The organism is Halobacillus sp. GSS1 (assembly GCF_017307035.1).
GTDB classification, from domain to species: domain Bacteria; phylum Bacillota; class Bacilli; order Bacillales; family Halobacillaceae; genus Halobacillus; species Halobacillus litoralis.
In genome coordinates this window covers 16672-31401 of sequence record NZ_JAFLHE010000018.1, presented here as the reverse complement: position 1 = coordinate 31401, position 14730 = coordinate 16672, and the positions used below count along the sequence as shown (strand labels likewise).

Annotated in this window: 16 protein-coding genes, 1 riboswitch and 1 other annotated feature; of the genes, 11 read left to right on the top strand and 5 right to left on the bottom strand. The window is 43.3% G+C overall.

Translation table 11 applies throughout. The features are described 5' to 3' along the window. Positions 1-13: 13 nt before the first annotated feature. Complete coding sequence (locus tag J0K78_RS18625) at positions 14-502, bottom strand: DinB family protein (RefSeq protein ID WP_206948414.1); 489 nt, start codon at positions 500-502, stop codon at positions 14-16. A gap of 205 nt (positions 503-707) precedes the next feature. On the opposite strand from J0K78_RS18625, the gene J0K78_RS18620 reads away from it, so the two are divergent. From J0K78_RS18620 to msrA, 3 genes are all read left to right on the top strand, one after another. Further along, the gene (locus J0K78_RS18620) at positions 708-1253 is read left to right on the top strand and encodes a DJ-1/PfpI family protein (protein ID WP_242517958.1); all 546 of its coding nucleotides are present in this window, start codon (positions 708-710) and stop codon (positions 1251-1253) included. A gap of 33 nt (positions 1254-1286) precedes the next feature. Beyond that, positions 1287-1979 (top strand): AIM24 family protein, encoded by a 693-nt coding sequence (locus J0K78_RS18615; RefSeq protein WP_206948412.1) that lies wholly within the window; start codon positions 1287-1289, stop codon positions 1977-1979. A 166-nt stretch (positions 1980-2145) separates the two neighbouring features. Next, a riboswitch (SAM riboswitch) is annotated at positions 2146-2267 on the top strand. A gap of 121 nt (positions 2268-2388) precedes the next feature. Beyond that, positions 2389-2862, top strand: coding sequence for a peptide-methionine (S)-S-oxide reductase MsrA (gene msrA / locus J0K78_RS18610; protein ID WP_206948411.1), 474 nt, complete (start codon positions 2389-2391; stop codon positions 2860-2862). A gap of 35 nt (positions 2863-2897) precedes the next feature. Here the strand turns inward: msrA and J0K78_RS18605 are convergent, their stop codons facing one another. Beyond that, a complete protein-coding gene (locus tag J0K78_RS18605; protein WP_206948410.1) occupies positions 2898-3305 on the bottom strand; it encodes a two pore domain potassium channel family protein in 408 nt (135 codons plus the stop codon). Positions 3306-3455: 150 nt separating this feature from the next. Here J0K78_RS18605 and eutH point away from each other — a divergent pair, with 150 nt between their 5' ends. Continuing rightward, positions 3456-4574 carry an ethanolamine utilization protein EutH gene (gene eutH / locus J0K78_RS18600; protein ID WP_206948409.1) on the top strand — a complete coding sequence of 373 codons (1119 nt, stop codon included), beginning with the start codon at positions 3456-3458 and terminating at the stop codon, positions 4572-4574. Positions 4575-4597: 23 nt separating this feature from the next. Continuing rightward, positions 4598-5251, top strand: coding sequence for a peroxiredoxin-like family protein (locus J0K78_RS18595; RefSeq protein ID WP_206948408.1), 654 nt, complete (start codon positions 4598-4600; stop codon positions 5249-5251). 318 nt (positions 5252-5569) lie between these two features. Here J0K78_RS18595 and J0K78_RS18590 read toward each other — a convergent pair whose 3' ends face one another. Beyond that, positions 5570-6052 (bottom strand): ribonuclease H-like YkuK family protein, encoded by a 483-nt coding sequence (locus J0K78_RS18590; RefSeq protein ID WP_206948424.1) that lies wholly within the window; start codon positions 6050-6052, stop codon positions 5570-5572. Positions 6053-7069: 1017 nt separating this feature from the next. Here J0K78_RS18590 and J0K78_RS18585 point away from each other — a divergent pair. Then, the gene (locus J0K78_RS18585; RefSeq protein WP_206948407.1) at positions 7070-7591 is read left to right on the top strand and encodes an AAA family ATPase; all 522 of its coding nucleotides are present in this window, start codon (positions 7070-7072) and stop codon (positions 7589-7591) included. A gap of 43 nt (positions 7592-7634) precedes the next feature. On the opposite strand, the gene J0K78_RS18580 is transcribed toward J0K78_RS18585, so the two are convergent. Further along, the gene (locus J0K78_RS18580; protein WP_206948406.1) at positions 7635-7865 is read right to left on the bottom strand and encodes a hypothetical protein; all 231 of its coding nucleotides are present in this window, start codon (positions 7863-7865) and stop codon (positions 7635-7637) included. 72 nt (positions 7866-7937) lie between these two features. Then, positions 7938-9620, bottom strand: a complete 1683-nt coding sequence (gene argS, locus J0K78_RS18575; protein ID WP_206948405.1) for an arginine--tRNA ligase — start codon at positions 9618-9620, stop codon at positions 7938-7940. A 38-nt stretch (positions 9621-9658) separates the two neighbouring features. Beyond that, positions 9659-9872: a binding site (T-box leader), on the bottom strand. A gap of 95 nt (positions 9873-9967) precedes the next feature. On the opposite strand from argS, the gene J0K78_RS18570 reads away from it, so the two are divergent. From J0K78_RS18570 to J0K78_RS18550, 5 genes are all read left to right on the top strand, one after another. Further along, positions 9968-10588: a DUF421 domain-containing protein gene (locus J0K78_RS18570; protein WP_206948404.1), complete on the top strand. Its 621-nt coding sequence runs from the start codon at positions 9968-9970 to the stop codon at positions 10586-10588. 57 nt (positions 10589-10645) lie between these two features. Continuing rightward, entirely contained in the window at positions 10646-10975 is a 330-nt protein-coding gene (locus J0K78_RS18565) for a thioredoxin family protein (protein WP_206948403.1), read from the top strand. Positions 10976-11289: 314 nt separating this feature from the next. Next, positions 11290-12132, top strand: coding sequence for a pyrroline-5-carboxylate reductase (gene proC / locus J0K78_RS18560; protein WP_206948402.1), 843 nt, complete (start codon positions 11290-11292; stop codon positions 12130-12132). Positions 12133-12171: 39 nt separating this feature from the next. Next, the gene (proB, locus tag J0K78_RS18555; RefSeq protein WP_160914190.1) at positions 12172-13302 is read left to right on the top strand and encodes a glutamate 5-kinase; all 1131 of its coding nucleotides are present in this window, start codon (positions 12172-12174) and stop codon (positions 13300-13302) included. 20 nt (positions 13303-13322) lie between these two features. After that, positions 13323-14582, top strand: a complete 1260-nt coding sequence (locus J0K78_RS18550; RefSeq protein ID WP_206948401.1) for a glutamate-5-semialdehyde dehydrogenase — start codon at positions 13323-13325, stop codon at positions 14580-14582. The last annotated feature ends 148 nt before the right edge of the window (positions 14583-14730 follow it).

Here is a 14730-nt window from a genome sequence, read left to right as displayed (position 1 = left end):
GGGGTTTTTTGTTTTACGTATGAATGTGAGCTTTCACTTCTTTCATTTGATCGAGGTGGCGTAGTTCGTGCCAACCGATAAACTCTACCCACTGTTCCAGATTCATATCTCCGAAAGCGGGGTGGGGGAATACACGGTTTTGCAATGTTTCCTGCTCCTTATTGTGAATAAGGAAAAAAGTTGCTTCACGCGTTTTTTTCAAACCCTCTTTTGCTTGCTCCAAAGTCGTGAATTCCCCTTTCGGGCGAACGGCCTCCGGCGCTTCGACTTTATAATCACGGTTGGTCGTCTTATGAATCGGTTTTTCGGTTGCCTGCTGTGTGTCTCCCTGCTTAAGGGCCTGGTTAATCTGATAAACGATTAATTGTTCCATTAAGTATAAATGTTCTAAAACTTCAAGGATGGACCAACGATCTTCTTCAGGCTTAACTGATGCTTGTTGCTCTGGCACTTGATCTACAAAATCGAGCAGTTCTTTTCTCTTTTCATCTAAGCCATACATACAAAATCTCCCTTTCAATTGAAGTTATCTCGAGTCTATCACAATTCCTATAGAAGTTTCTTTCCCCACCCCCTCTAAAAATGAAACCTTTCCAAAGCCCTTCCGTATGTAAAGATAAGAGATTGAAATATTTCATGACCAGGTCATACAGATTATTCCAACTACGTTCGGGATGATTTGTCTAACAGTTGGAGGGAGGATAATCATGCCCATCGGCGTAGTACTATACCCGGGATTTAGTGAATATGAAATCAGTGTAGCTCTTTCAGTCTTTAAACAGGCAGAGCAAAAGGTTACATATATAGGTTTGGACGAGGAAAGAGTCACTGGTGAATCAGGACTTGAATGTGTAGTAAATGAAACAGTGGAAAATGTCAGGCCTGGCGATTATGATTGCATACTTCTTCCTGGTGTCGATAATTTCAAACATCTGGTTGATCATCAAACTCTCATTAATTTCATACAAAAAACCAATGAAGAAGGTGTTCTCATCGGTGCTATATCAAGTGCCCTATATTTCCTTGCCATGTCAGGAGTCCTTGATCATCAATCCTATACAACAGGCCTTACAAAAGAACAGAGAGTCTTCTTAAATGTGTTCAATGAGAATACGTATATGGATGAAACGGTGGTTGTTTCAAAAAGCCTGATCACTGCCAAGGGATCCGCTTATGTAGAGTTTGGCTTGATGCTGGGGAGAACTTTAGGACTCGATTTTGATCCATCGTGGTATAGTCAATTAGAAGCATAGATACTCTTAGAATACGATAAGGAGGAACAGATGATGAGCGACTACTCTATTGATGAATTTATTAGAAAGACAAAGCAGGATGAATCAGAAAATGACTACTTTGAATTGGAGACTCCGCGGATTCTCGAAGTGAACCTTCTCGATCAAGTGTGGGCCAAGGCGGGAGCAATGATCTCCTATAATGGAAACATTAAATTTGAAAGAGAGGGCATTCTTGAGCATGGTGTCGGTCGTTTATTTAAAAAAGCGATGACCGGAGAAGGAAGTTCTCTAATGAAAGCCACTGGTCGTGGTCGCCTTTACCTTGCCGATCAGGGCAAGAAGATTACTATTTTCGACTTGGATAATGAGACCATCACGGTTAATGGAAATGATCTACTTGCTTTTGAACCGAGCATTGACTGGGATATCAAACTGATGAAGAAAGTAGCGGGGATGGTTTCTGGTGGTTTGTTCAACGTAACCCTTAGTGGAAGTGGACGTGCGGCGATTACTTCACACTATGAACCATTGACATTGTTGGTCCGTCCAGGGGAACCTGTGATCACTGACCCGCATGCTACTGTTGCCTGGTCCGGGCATTTGGAACCGAATTTCCGGACAGATATCAGTTTTAAAACATTGATTGGACGTGGGAGCGGAGAATCCATACAAATGGAGTTTGAAGGAGATGGGTTCGTTATTGTCCAGCCGTTTGAGGAAGTTTATACAACAGGGCAGAGCTGAGCAGAAGCGGATTTTTTTACAGACAGGCATGAGCATGGTATGCTGTGAATACAATGACAGCAAGAGAAACTTGATGTGCATTTATTGAAAATTTTTAATCTGTTATCCTTTACTTCGTTACAAAAACGTAGTAGGATGGGTACTAACAAAAATAAATAACGGAAACTTCTTATCCAGAGAGGCGGAGGGACTGGCCCTTTGATGCCCGGCAACCATCGAATCAATCTACGGATTGACGAGAACGGTGCCAATTCCTGTAGAATGTATGAACATTCTAAGAGATGAGAGGATCGTGCGGATATTAGCGACCCCTTTTCTTACTGGATAAGAAAAGGGGTCTTTTCGTGTAAGCACCATAACCGTCAAGGCTCTCGATAGAAGTTGCGTTAAGGGAAAGGAAAGATGTTAAATGGCAACCGCTATTTTCGGTGCAGGATGTTTTTGGGGAGTAGAAGCATTTTTTGAAAAATTCGAAGGGGTGACAGAAACGAAGGTCGGTTACATTGGCGGCCACCTGGAGAACCCGACATATGAACAGGTCAAAGAAGGAAAGAGTGGACACGCGGAATCTGTCAAAGTGAACTACGATCCAACGGTCATCACTTATGCAGAACTAGTGAATATCTTTTTTGAAGCTCACGATCCGACATCCCGCAACAAGCAGGGAATCGACGTTGGTCATCAATACCGTTCTGTTATTTTCCATTCGGATGCAAGTCAGAAATACATTGCTGAAGAGAAAATTAAAGAATGGGAAGGTAAAGGGGTCTTTAAGCGCTCGATTGTTACAGAAGTTGAAGAGGCAACAACTTTTTATGAAGCGGAAGAACATCACCAGAAATATTTACAAAAGCATGGCTCTGCTGCATGCTCCATTGGATAATAGAAGGGACCCTTTCACAAGGGTCCTTTTAATATTTATGAATCTTCTTTTTGCCTGGATGCATCCATAGCTTTTAAGAAATAAGCTGTAGGGAGAAGGATGCCGATTCCTGATTCAAGCAAGGCAAAGAAACGGGCCGCCCCGACAGGCAGCATGTCACCATACCCCACGCTCAACAACGTTTCCCCACTAAAGTAAAGCAAGTCCAAAAAGTTTGGGTCGACAGGGTCCCGTGATGATAAACTAGTAACAAGAACGACTCCGTTTAAAGATAGCAAATAGTAAAGGAACGTAAATCCAATGAGCACACCTGTGAGTACAAAAAATAATTGAAAGAAAAGGGCCGTGCTAAAGTAACTTTTTCTGTAGGATTTATTCGTGAAAAAATACACGAGGTTCGCTGCAATGAAAATAACCGCAACGATGAATAGAGCTTGTACCATTTTTCTTCTCCTTTTTTTTAAAAATATGGAAAGGCTATGTCAGCGTCCATCGTGTAAAGATGAGCAAGCCATTATAGAAAATCTCCTACCCTGAGTAGTAGTTCCTGTAAACATAGATGAAGAGAGAATCATTAGGAAGGGGCTGGGCTTTTGTGGGTTAATGACGCCATTTTAATTGTTATGTGTATCTTCATGGTATTGGGAGCACTGGATTATTATGTGCTTGATCACCGCCTATCTCTGGGATGGCGGTTTTACGAAGCGTTTATGATGATGGGCCCGCTTGCTCTTTCGATGGTAGGAATCATTTCCCTTGCTCCCGTACTCTCCCAGTGGCTCGCCCCAGTCATCACCCCGTTGTTTTTATGGTTCGGGGCGGACCCATCGATGTTTGCATCAATGATGCTTGCTATTGATATGGGAGCCTATCCTTTGGCGGAATCCTTAGCCCTGGAGGAAGAGGCGGCCACCTTTTCCTGGGCACTTCTCGGTACGATGATGGGGCCAACGCTTGTTTTTACTATTCCTGTGGCGCTTACAATTGTACAAAAAGAGGATCGTCCTTACTTTTCCAAAGGCATTTTAGCTGGTTTAGTCACGGTTCCGATCGGATGTTTTGTCGGCGGTGCTCTGGCAGGGTATGAAGCGGTGTGGATGTTGCGTAATTTAACACCGGCTATTTTGCTTTCCGCCTGTATCGGGGCAGGTTTATGGTTGTTTGCGAACGCCACCATCCGGTTATTTTCTTATTTCGGAAAAACCATTGAAATCGTGATTATCACTGGTCTCACTCTCATTATTATTGAAACTTTGACCGGCTTCATTGTTCTTCCTGGAATGGCTCCCTTATCCGAAGGTGTGGTCATTGTTGGAAGGATCACTGTTACATTAGCGGGTGCTTATCCTCTTGTAGCTTTTATCAATCAGCGGGGAGAGCGATGGATAGGACAACTGAGTGAAAAGCTAGGAATGAATCCGACCTCTCTAACAGGACTGATTGCTTCTACGGCGCATCACTTACCTATGTTAGCGACAATGAAAGATATGGATGAACGAGGAAAAACGGTCAATGCTGCGTTTGCTGTGAGTGGAGCGTTCGTCATCGGCAGCCATTTTGCGTTTGTTGCTAGTGTAGAAAAGGACATGATTTTTCCTGTACTCATTGGTAAATTAACAGCTGGAGGGTTAGCCGTGGGCCTTGCCTTATGGATGACGAGGGAAAGCAAATCAGTTTCTTCTCGTGTTGCCCCCCTATATAATGAAAAGTGAATCCACGGAAAAGGAGTTTTTTCATGAAGACAGAAATGAGAAAGCATTATCATGAGTATATTGAAAAATTCAAGAAAGCAACTCCTGGTGAAGTACAAGAAAAAATGAAGAATGCGATTGATGAACTGGAAGCTTCAGATGAAGGAGAAGGTTTGTCTGCAGGAGAAAAAGCGCCAAACTATAATTTACCTGATGCGAAGGGAGAAACGGTCGAGCTTTATGAACAATTGAAAGACGGGCCGGTCGTCCTTACTTTTTATCGCGGAGGCTGGTGTCCTTATTGCAACATGGAGCTGAGAGCCTATCAGCAGATCCTTGAGGAGATCCATGGAGAGGGAGCAGAGTTAATGGCCATCAGTCCACAAACACCTGATCAGTCACTGACGACGCAGGAGAAAAATGAACTGAACTATCACGTACTGAGCGATGTTGGGAATGAAGTAGCCAATCAATACAATTTGGTGTACCAATTACCAGATTATCTTGTAGAAGTGTACAAAGATAAAGGACTGCACGTGGATAAACATAATGGCGATGAGACATGGACCCTGCCTGTCTCTGCAACTTATATTATTGATACAGATGGCACGATTGTGTATGACTATACGAAAGCGGACTACAAAGATCGAGCCGAGCCATCTGACGTATTAGAAGAATTAAAGAAAATAAATGCGTAAAAAAAAAGCGTCCTCTTTAGTTTGTAGAGGGCGCTTTTTTTATTTTACATAAAAAGATTCAGGTTCATGAAGAAGAAATAGGCAGCAAGGATAAATATGATGATACAAGACTGCAGGCAAAGCCCGACCACGCTACATACTTTCCCACCTAAAGCGAATCGGTATCCTGGCGCATTTGTAGAGAGTTCAAAGAGAGCTTTATTGGCAAAATGGAACCCGATCCATCCAAAGAGGATGCCGATAAAAGGAAGAAAGATGGACATTATTCCCAAAACACAAGATGTAACGGCCTTTTGATACATCAACAAACACCGCCCACTACTTTGTATATCGATTGGCATAGCTGCTTGCGACAATGGAATCGGGTTTAATTTTTGCTTCCATTCCAAGCGACTCGATTCTTGCCATCATTTCATTTACATAGACTCTTGTCCTGTTTCGATCTCCACTCCCGATATCAATATGTCCTTCGATAGTAAACGTTGCCCCTTTGTAGATATAGGGAAGGACGACTTCGATGAGAGCATTCTTCTTTTCCTCCGTAAATAAGGAGGCTACTTGTTCCGTTAACGATGTTTCGTAGGAAATACGTTCATGGAGAGTAGTCATTTGTCTGTGTACCACTTCTTTTCGGAAACAGGCCCATGCTCCTTTTCCAACACGTTGGATGACAATGCCTGTAATAAACAAGGTGTGCGAGGGGTGAACTTGGGAGTCGGTTCCCATCATGAGCTTGTATTCTCCGATGGGTTCACTCTTCATAAAGGTCAAAATATGTGAAAACACTTCTTCGAACGGCATTTTTTTATGGGTGAGATTTTGAAACACATGGGATTGGTTCACATTAGCCAACTCCTTAAATTTTTCAAAAGAAAGGGATTGTACGTCAATGAGCTAGTGACCATTCTGTTATTAAGATATTCATAGACCTACTCGGAAGATAACATGAATTTATCGAGAGTATGTGTCAGTGGTAAAAAAATTATGTGCGTTTTCATTAAAAAAGCCCTCTGCTCCCATGTGACAGAGGAATCAACAACACAAATCCAGAAGTATGACACAAAACTTTCATAATAAGTGTTTAATAAAAGCTCCCTTTAGTTGAAGACTCGTCTTCAGATGTTTGTTCGGTATGTTGGGGCTGCGGGTAATAGCTCGCTTTCCGTGGGAGCGCGGTGAGCCTCCTCGGACTGCGTCCTGTGGGGTCTCACCAAGTAATTTTTTCCTCCTCGATATCCGGTTCCGGCGCCTAGCGGCTAGTGAGACTTCCCTCGCTTCTGTACGATAAGTCAACATCGAATCGCTACGCTCTCCGTGTTTTCTTTATCTCCGCCAGCTCAGTCCAGTCTATACGCCGCTGATCGAGGCGCCTGCACACTTAAAATAGGAGTCTCGCCATTCCCCTCCGCCCCTTTACCAGGGAAGGTTCTCGAAACCACTACTATAAGGACAGCTCGTATGATTATGAGAAATGAATGATAGAAGACCTCCCCTAGCACGGAAAAGCTTGATACAAAGCTCTTTACACCCCTAACAGTGGGATAGTAGAAGACCATCTAACTTGGTAAAGGGGTTCGTTTCACTCATACATCGAATGGGGGGGGGGGGGAAGCTGCGAGACTCCCGCGGGAATGGATCGGCTGGCAAGACCCCACAGTGCGAAGCACGAGGAGGTTTGCCGTCATCCCCGCAGGAAAGCGAGTTGCTTCCCAGCCACCCCTTACGCTCAATCCTGGCAACGAACCCCTTAAAGTCTCGAAACTGAGTCTTCCAGAATCCTGCCATATTATTGAATAAATTAAGCGAAAGGAGGGGGAAATGGTGGTTGAGGAAATCCTTCAAAGACTTCCTTCATTAAATGAAGGAGAAAAATTTATATTAGGAATCGATGGCTTAAGTCGCTCAGGAAAGACGACGCTTACGCAGAAAATTCAAAATGAACTCCAGAAAGTCCCTGTTCCAATTGTGACGTATCATATCGATGATTATATTGTGGAAAGACAAAAGAGGTATCACACAGGATATGAGCCATGGTACGAATATTATTTTCTCCAATGGGATGTTCAAGCATTGAAGGGGGAATTATTTAAAGCACTAGAAAAAGAGAATGGATTAGTTATTTTGGAAGGCGTTTTTCTACAAAGGGAAGAATGGCGGAAATTTTTTGATTTTGTGGTCTATCTCCAATGTTCAAGAGAATTAAGATTTTCAAGGGAAGGGGAGGGAACGCGTAAGAAGATCACTAAATTCAAAGAACGGTACTGGAAAGCAGAAGATTATTACATCGAAACGGTTGATCCTGAAAGACAAGCCGATTTGATTGTAAAGTCCCCATCCTGAAATTAAAAAAGGAGAAAAGGCGCACCCTTTCTCCTTAAACATGTTAAAAAATAAAAATCCACATAAGAATGGCTGTAATGACAAACGTTATGGCGTATATGGTCGTAAGTAGCGGAATACTCCCCGTGTCACTTCCTGCGTTCTTCAACTGCTTGGCGTCATCTTCTGGTGAAGATGTGTTTTCCGGTCTGGTTACTTGCCTGGCTATAACGATCGTGCCAATCAGTGCGGCTACCGAGGCGATGATTGCAAGTCCATAATAAATCGGGTACATAGGATGCGCTCCTCTCCCTTTTGTTACTTCTATTATAATAGAAGTAAGGTGGAAGTGCTAAAGTTCACTATGCTACATGTTCTCAGGGGACTGAATTCCAAGAATGGTTAAACCTTCTTTCAATTGAACGTTCACGGCATAAATCAATGAGAGGAGTGCTTGTTCTTCCTCACTTCCTAACACTTTTGTATGAGCATAGAATTTATTGAAGTGACTCGCTACATCTAACAGGTGTCTGGCAAGTTTGGATGGATCATATTCTTTATAGGCCTTCTCAATGACTTCCGGGAAAAGACGGAAAGTTTTGAGCAGTGGCCAAGCGGTTTCTGATTGGACGTCTGTTACAGGATGTTTGGGATCAAAGTTCCCTTTTTCCAGTAGGGAGACGGTACGTGCGTACGTATATTGCAGGTAAGGCGCTGTATGACCTTCAAAGGTGAGCATATTCTCTAAAGAAAATTCTACATCATTGCGTCGGTCGTGTTTAAGGTCATGAAAGATGACGGCCCCTACCCCCACTTGTTCCGCGACTTCTTGAGCGTTCACCAAATCAGGGTTCTTTTCTTTTATATTTTTAGCTGCCACTGAAATAGCTTCCTGTAATGCTTGTTCCAGTAAAACAGTCTTCCCCTGACGAGTGGACATCTTTTTGCCATCCTGCAGCATCATTCCGAATGAGATATGTTTTAATTGATCAGCCCAGGAAAACTCGGCTTTCTTCAACACATGTTTAACCTGTTGGAAATGTAGGGTTTGCTCATGGCCAACTACATAGAGAGCTTCATCAAAATCATACGTTTGCTTACGGTCAATCGCAGCTGTTAAATCTCTCGTGGCATAAATGGTCGTGCCATTGCTCTTTCGAATCAGGCACGGAGGTAACTTTTCCTCATCGAGGCGTACGACTTGCGCACCTTCCGATTCTTCCAACAATCCTTTTTCCTGCAACATGTCAATGGTGGCACCCATTTTGTCATTGTAATAAGCTTCGCCACGGGTCAAGTCGAAGGTGATTCCTAAAAGTTTATAAATTTCTTCAAACTCTTCAAGTGATACGGATTTGAACCACTTCCAGAGAGTGACGGCCTCTTCATCGTTATTCTCCAATTTTTTGAACCATTCTCTTCCTTCATCAATTAATGCTGGATCTTCTTTCGAAGCATGGTGGAACTTCACATACACGCGGGTCAATTCTTGAATCGGATTCTGCTTGAGACTTTCTTCTTTCCCCCATTTGAGGTATGCGGCTAATAGTTTTCCGAACTGGGTGCCGTAGTCTCCAATATAATTAATTTTCACTGTCTTATACCCACATTTTTGTGCAAGGTTAGAGAGAGCATTTCCAATCACTGTTGATCTTAAATGTCCCATAGAAAAAGGTTTGGCAATATTCGGGGCTGACATATCCAGGACGACTGTTTTTCCTTTTCCAAATTCGTGTGATCCATATGCTTCAGGCTCTTGGTAGAATTGCTTCAAGGCGTGGTCAGCGACAAACACCTGATCAAGAAATATATTGATGTAGCCGCCTACTGTTTGTACTTCCTTGAAAATCGGGTGTTTTATTTGGCTGGAAATCTCATCAGCAATCAGCCCTGGACTCTTTTTCAAAGACTTCGCCAGCGGGAAGCAGGGAAAAGCCAGGTCACCGTGGTCCTGCTGTTTGGGAATTTCAATAAGTTGCTGCACCCACTCTCGCGGATATTCTTCCCCAAGGATATGAGAGATCTGCAGGGCAAGTATTTGTTTTTCCATGAACGACACCTCCATAAAAATAAAAACCCCGTCTCAAATAAAGAGACGAGGTTTGTGCTCGCGGTACCACTCTTATAGCTATCGTATAGCCACTCGATGTTGTTAACGGGGGCATCCCCGGCTTTTCCCTACTCCATGGTTCAGGAAAGCTTCTCAAAAGTCCGTTTCACTACTGAAATCCTGCTCAGGCTTCCACCACCCCTGAGTCGCTGATCTGTTCCAGGTAGTTACTCTCTTTTTCCTAGAATTTCTATATTTGAAAAAATTATAGCGGATAGCATTTCCTTTTGCAATCCCTTCCTTGGGAATATCCTGGTTTAAATAGGTGATTATACGAAGAGAGGTGATTGATCATGGATTGGATTTGGAAAGCGGTTCTCATTATTATCGTCGGTACAATCATATTACGGATTGCTGGCAGGAAGTCCATTTCACAAATGACGTTATCGCAGACGGTCATCATGATTGCGATTGGTTCCTTACTGATTCAACCGGTGGCTGGAAAAAATATATGGGTGACGTTCGGCGTGGGGGGAGTTCTCGTGCTTACATTGATGGTGATGGAATTCAGCCAGGTGAAATTTGATTTTATGGAACGTTTTCTTACAGGTCGGTCTGTTTCTATTATTGAAAATGGACAGCTGAATGAAAAAAATATTAAGAAGCTGCGTTTTACTGTCGACCAGCTTGAAATGAAATTAAGGCAGAGTAATGTCACTTCTATTGATGATCTTAAATCGGCGACCCTGGAACCGAATGGACAGGTCGGGTTTGAGTTGAAAAATCAAAAAAAGCCAGCGACAAAGCAGGATATTGATGATTTATATCAGGAAATCCTTGTGTTAAAAAGGATGTTAAATCCCGATCAGGCTACACAATTGCCGACTGCAAAACCGTCTACTGAAGATTTATTTAAAGAAGTAGAGACTAAGCAGCACCAGCATGTCCACCCTGATCGTTTGAATTAAGTTCTCTTGCAGGCATTTTGATCTATTCCTTGATATAATGGAGCAGAGGTGAGAAAAGTGGAATCCGTAAACACCATTGAAGAACTTCAGGCATTTGTTCATGAACATCCACTTTCAATAGTGTATGTTTCCAGGCCGGGATGTTCGGTCTGCCATGGTTTGCTACCGCAAGTGGAAAGCCTGTTGAAGGAATACCCTGATATTGAATCAAGACATGTAAACGCTGATGAAGTTCCGCAAGTGGCCGGTGAGTTTTCAGTCATGACGGTGCCTGCCGTTTTGATTTACTCCGAAGGGAAAGAGCTATTCCGTAAAGCCCGCTTCGTCCCCATAGGGGAGCTAAATCAGCAACTGGCCAAACTGAATCATTTCATTAATGAAGGATGACCATCTGTTGAACCCTCAACAGATGGTTTTTTTTATATGTTTTACGGAGAAATAAAGTCTGATAATTCCCTCAATTTTGCTTTCTCCGGCTTTTCTTGAAAATTCAACCCGCAAATACATGTCTGAGACGAGATTATTTGCGATGAGAAGCGATGAATTGGAAATACCTCCCCATGAAACCGTTTACACTAACTAATTGGCGTATATAGACCCGACTTGCCAAAAACCCCTTGAATAAGTTTTGCCCAGTGTTATGATGAAAAACGTCTTAAATAAAGCGAACAAAAAATGCGAACGGGAGAGATTAACCCAATATGATTAAACAAACGATTGCTTTTCTAGGTGCAGGCTCAATGGCTGAGGCGATGATTTCAGGCATGGTGGAATCCGGTAATATTCCAGCTGAGAACATCATCGTGACCAATAGAAGTAATCAGGAACGTTTAAACACAATCAATTATAAATATGGCGTACGCACAGTTTTAAAAGATGAATTGAACTTTCAAGAAGTCGATCAGTTCATTTTGGCGATGAAGCCGAAAGATATTGATGCAGTACTTGCCGATTTGAAAGATAAATTGACAGCAAACCAAGTGCTTGTTTCTGTACTTGCGGGAATCTCAACATCTTATATGGAAGAACGATTGAACGAAGGACAGCAGGTCATCCGTGTCATGCCGAATACGTCAAGCATGCTTCGCGAATCAGCGACAGCCATCTCACCAGGACGTTTCGCGGACATGGACAATGTACTTGTCGCGAAAGAATTAATGAAATCCATTGGTGAAGTTTTCATCATTGAAGAAGATAAAATGGACGTCTTTACAGGAATAGCTGGAAGCGGACCTGCTTACTTCTATTACTTGATGGAACACATTGAAGAAACTGGCCGTGCAGAAGGCATGGATCGTGAAACTCTTCGTGAAATCGGAGCTCAAACATTGCTTGGAGCAGCAAAAATGATGCTTGAACGTGATGAAAGCCCGACAGAACTACGTGAAAATGTGACCTCACCAAATGGTACGACAGCAGCAGGATTGAACGCTCTTGATCAGGCTGGCGGAGGTTATGCCATCTCTGAAGCGATTAAAGGAGCAGCCAGTCGCTCGAAAGAATTGAGCAAAGAACTTGAAGGACTACTTGTAGGCAGTAAATAAATAAAGCAAATCGATGCGAAAATGTTAAACAGGAGTGATATGTTGAGTCAAGATAAAAAAAGGGTAGTTATTAAAATAGGGAGTAGTTCTCTCACAAGTATGCATGGAGAAGTCAGCCGCCGTAAATTAGAAAAATTAGTAGATGAAGTCGTCCAACTGAAAGACGACGGCCACGAAGTTTTACTCGTATCCTCAGGAGCCGTAGCCGCTGGTTACCGTAAGCTCGGCTGTCTCGAGCGTCCAAGCTCTTTACCAGAAAAACAGGCAGCCGCATCCATTGGCCAAGGATTGTTGATGGAATCTTATTCCGATCTTTTCCTATCCCACGGTTATATGGGTTCACAAATCCTCATTACTCGCAGCGACTTCTCTGATGAAGACCGCTATAACAATGCACGTAACACGATTAATGTCCTGCTTGAGCGCGGCATTATTCCGATCGTCAATGAAAATGACACGATTACGATCGATCGTTTGAAATTCGGGGATAACGACACACTTTCTGCTAAAGTCGCAGGCCTTGTCGATGCCGATCAATTGATCATTCTATCCGATATTGACGGACTTTACGATGCAGACCCTAGAAAGAATGAGGATGCTAAACTACTTGATAAAGTCCACGAAATTACCCCGGAAATTGAAGCCGCAGCAGGTGACCCAGGTAGTGCAGTCGGCACGGGCGGTATGAAGTCCAAGATTGACGCTTTCAAAATTTCCATGGCATCCGGTATCTCGTCCTTCTTAGGAAAAGCAAACACACCGAACATCGTTTATGATGCTGTGTACGGAGATGCAACAGGGACGTACTTTGAAACAACGACAGACTCTGAAAACCTTGACCAGAAGAAGCAGTGGATTGCCTTTAACTCTGGACCTGAAGGTGAAGTGATTATCGACCATCGTGCGAAAGAATCGATCGTTGAAATGAAGAAGAGTCTTCTTCCTATGAACGTTCATCATGTAAAAGGGCGTTTTGAAAAAGGTGCCGTTGTCCGCATTCACGGACTTGATGGAGATGAGATCGGACTAGGCGTTGTCAACTACTCTTCTGAAGAGATGGAAAAAATGATCAGCCTGACTGAACCTGAACTTGAATCATATGAACAAGCAGCCATCGAACGAAAAGATTTCGTCTGCCACTTAGAAGTTGCCCTGCCCGTAGGTGTTTAAAATAATCAAGGAGGTCTTTGATGACACTAACAACAAATGTGAATGTTGAAGCACAAGCAATAGAAGCGAAGAAGGCTTCAAAAAAATTGATGATTCTTTCTGAAGAAGAAAAGAACCAGGCGCTTAATCACTTAGCTGATGTACTTGAACGCGAATATGAGACGATTCTAGCTGCCAATGAGAAGGATTTGGCCAATGGTCGTGAAAAAGGCTTCACTGATGCATTTATGGACCGTCTTTCTCTTTCTCAAGAGCGTGTAGCGGAGTTTGCTCAGGGGTTACGCGATGTTTCCAAACTTGAAGATCCAACAGGTCAAGTGGTGACAGATTGGACGCTTGAAAATGGCTTGCAAGTTGAAAAGGTAACTGTACCCCTAGGTGTCATCGGTATGATTTATGAAGCACGCCCGAACGTAACCGTTGATGCAACCGGTCTAGCTTTGAAATCCGGTAATGCGATTGTACTGAAAGGCGGATCTTCTGCGATCAACTCAAACCAGGCCATCGTTGAAGTCATGCACCGTGGTCTTGAAGAAACGAAGATTCCGAAAGAAGCTGTACAATTCATTGCATCTACAGACCGTTCCGCAACGAATGAACTTTTCAAAATGAAAGAACACATTGACGTACTCATTCCACGTGGTGGCGGCAAGCTAATCCAGGCTGTTGTCGAGAATGCAACAGTACCTGTACTCGAAACAGGTGTTGGGAACTGCCATATCTATGTGGATAAACATGCCGATGTTGAGAAAGCGATCAACATTCTCGTGAACGCGAAAACAGATCGTCCGGCGGTATGTAACGCTGCTGAAACACTCGTTGTCCACAAAGAGTGGTTGGACGACAATAAAGACGCACTTATCGCTGCCTTGAAAGAAAACAACATTGCTGTGCACGGCGATGAGTATATCCTGGATATCATTCCGGGTTCTGTACTTGCCGGCGAAGACGACTGGGCGAACGAATATTTGAGCACAGATATTGCCGTTAAAGCTGTGGATGATCTAACCGATGCGATCGCACACATTGAAACTTACGGTACGAAACATTCAGAAGCGATTGTGACCGAAGATGCAGAATCAGCAGAGACATTCTTTGCACTTGTGGATGCTGCCGCACTTTATCACAATGCGTCCACACGGTTCACAGACGGTGGTGCGCTAGGCTTCGGAGCTGAAATCGGTATTTCCACACAAAAATTGCATGCTCGTGGCCCGATGGGACTTCCTGCACTGACTACAGTGAAGTTCTTGATGAAGGGTACCGGCCAAATCCGATAAGGTTCTTAGCGGAAGGGAGACTCTTAGGAGTTTCCCTTCTTTTTTTGTGCTGAGGAAAGGAAAGTGCCCTAACGTTGGTCGAAAGTGACTTAACGACTTTTGAAAGTTACCTAACTAAATCTATCGTATATATTCTTGCTTTGGAGTG

Coding starts and splice junctions, on each gene's coding strand:
- J0K78_RS18590 (WP_206948424.1), bottom strand. CDS start 6,052: ATGCCGTTCGAAGAAGTGTTTTCACATATTTTGACCTTTATGAAGAGT.
- J0K78_RS18625 (WP_206948414.1), bottom strand. CDS start 502: ATGTATGGCTTAGATGAAAAGAGAAAAGAACTGCTCGATTTTGTAGAT.
- J0K78_RS18585 (WP_206948407.1), top strand. CDS start 7,070: ATGGTGGTTGAGGAAATCCTTCAAAGACTTCCTTCATTAAATGAAGGA.
- msrA (WP_206948411.1), top strand. CDS start 2,389: ATGGCAACCGCTATTTTCGGTGCAGGATGTTTTTGGGGAGTAGAAGCA.
- J0K78_RS18620 (WP_242517958.1), top strand. CDS start 708: ATGCCCATCGGCGTAGTACTATACCCGGGATTTAGTGAATATGAAATC.
- J0K78_RS18550 (WP_206948401.1), top strand. CDS start 13,323: ATGACACTAACAACAAATGTGAATGTTGAAGCACAAGCAATAGAAGCG.
- J0K78_RS18595 (WP_206948408.1), top strand. CDS start 4,598: ATGAAGACAGAAATGAGAAAGCATTATCATGAGTATATTGAAAAATTC.
- J0K78_RS18615 (WP_206948412.1), top strand. CDS start 1,287: ATGAGCGACTACTCTATTGATGAATTTATTAGAAAGACAAAGCAGGAT.
- proB (WP_160914190.1), top strand. CDS start 12,172: ATGTTGAGTCAAGATAAAAAAAGGGTAGTTATTAAAATAGGGAGTAGT.
- proC (WP_206948402.1), top strand. CDS start 11,290: ATGATTAAACAAACGATTGCTTTTCTAGGTGCAGGCTCAATGGCTGAG.
- J0K78_RS18605 (WP_206948410.1), bottom strand. CDS start 3,305: ATGGTACAAGCTCTATTCATCGTTGCGGTTATTTTCATTGCAGCGAAC.
- argS (WP_206948405.1), bottom strand. CDS start 9,620: ATGGAAAAACAAATACTTGCCCTGCAGATCTCTCATATCCTTGGGGAA.
- J0K78_RS18580 (WP_206948406.1), bottom strand. CDS start 7,865: ATGTACCCGATTTATTATGGACTTGCAATCATCGCCTCGGTAGCCGCA.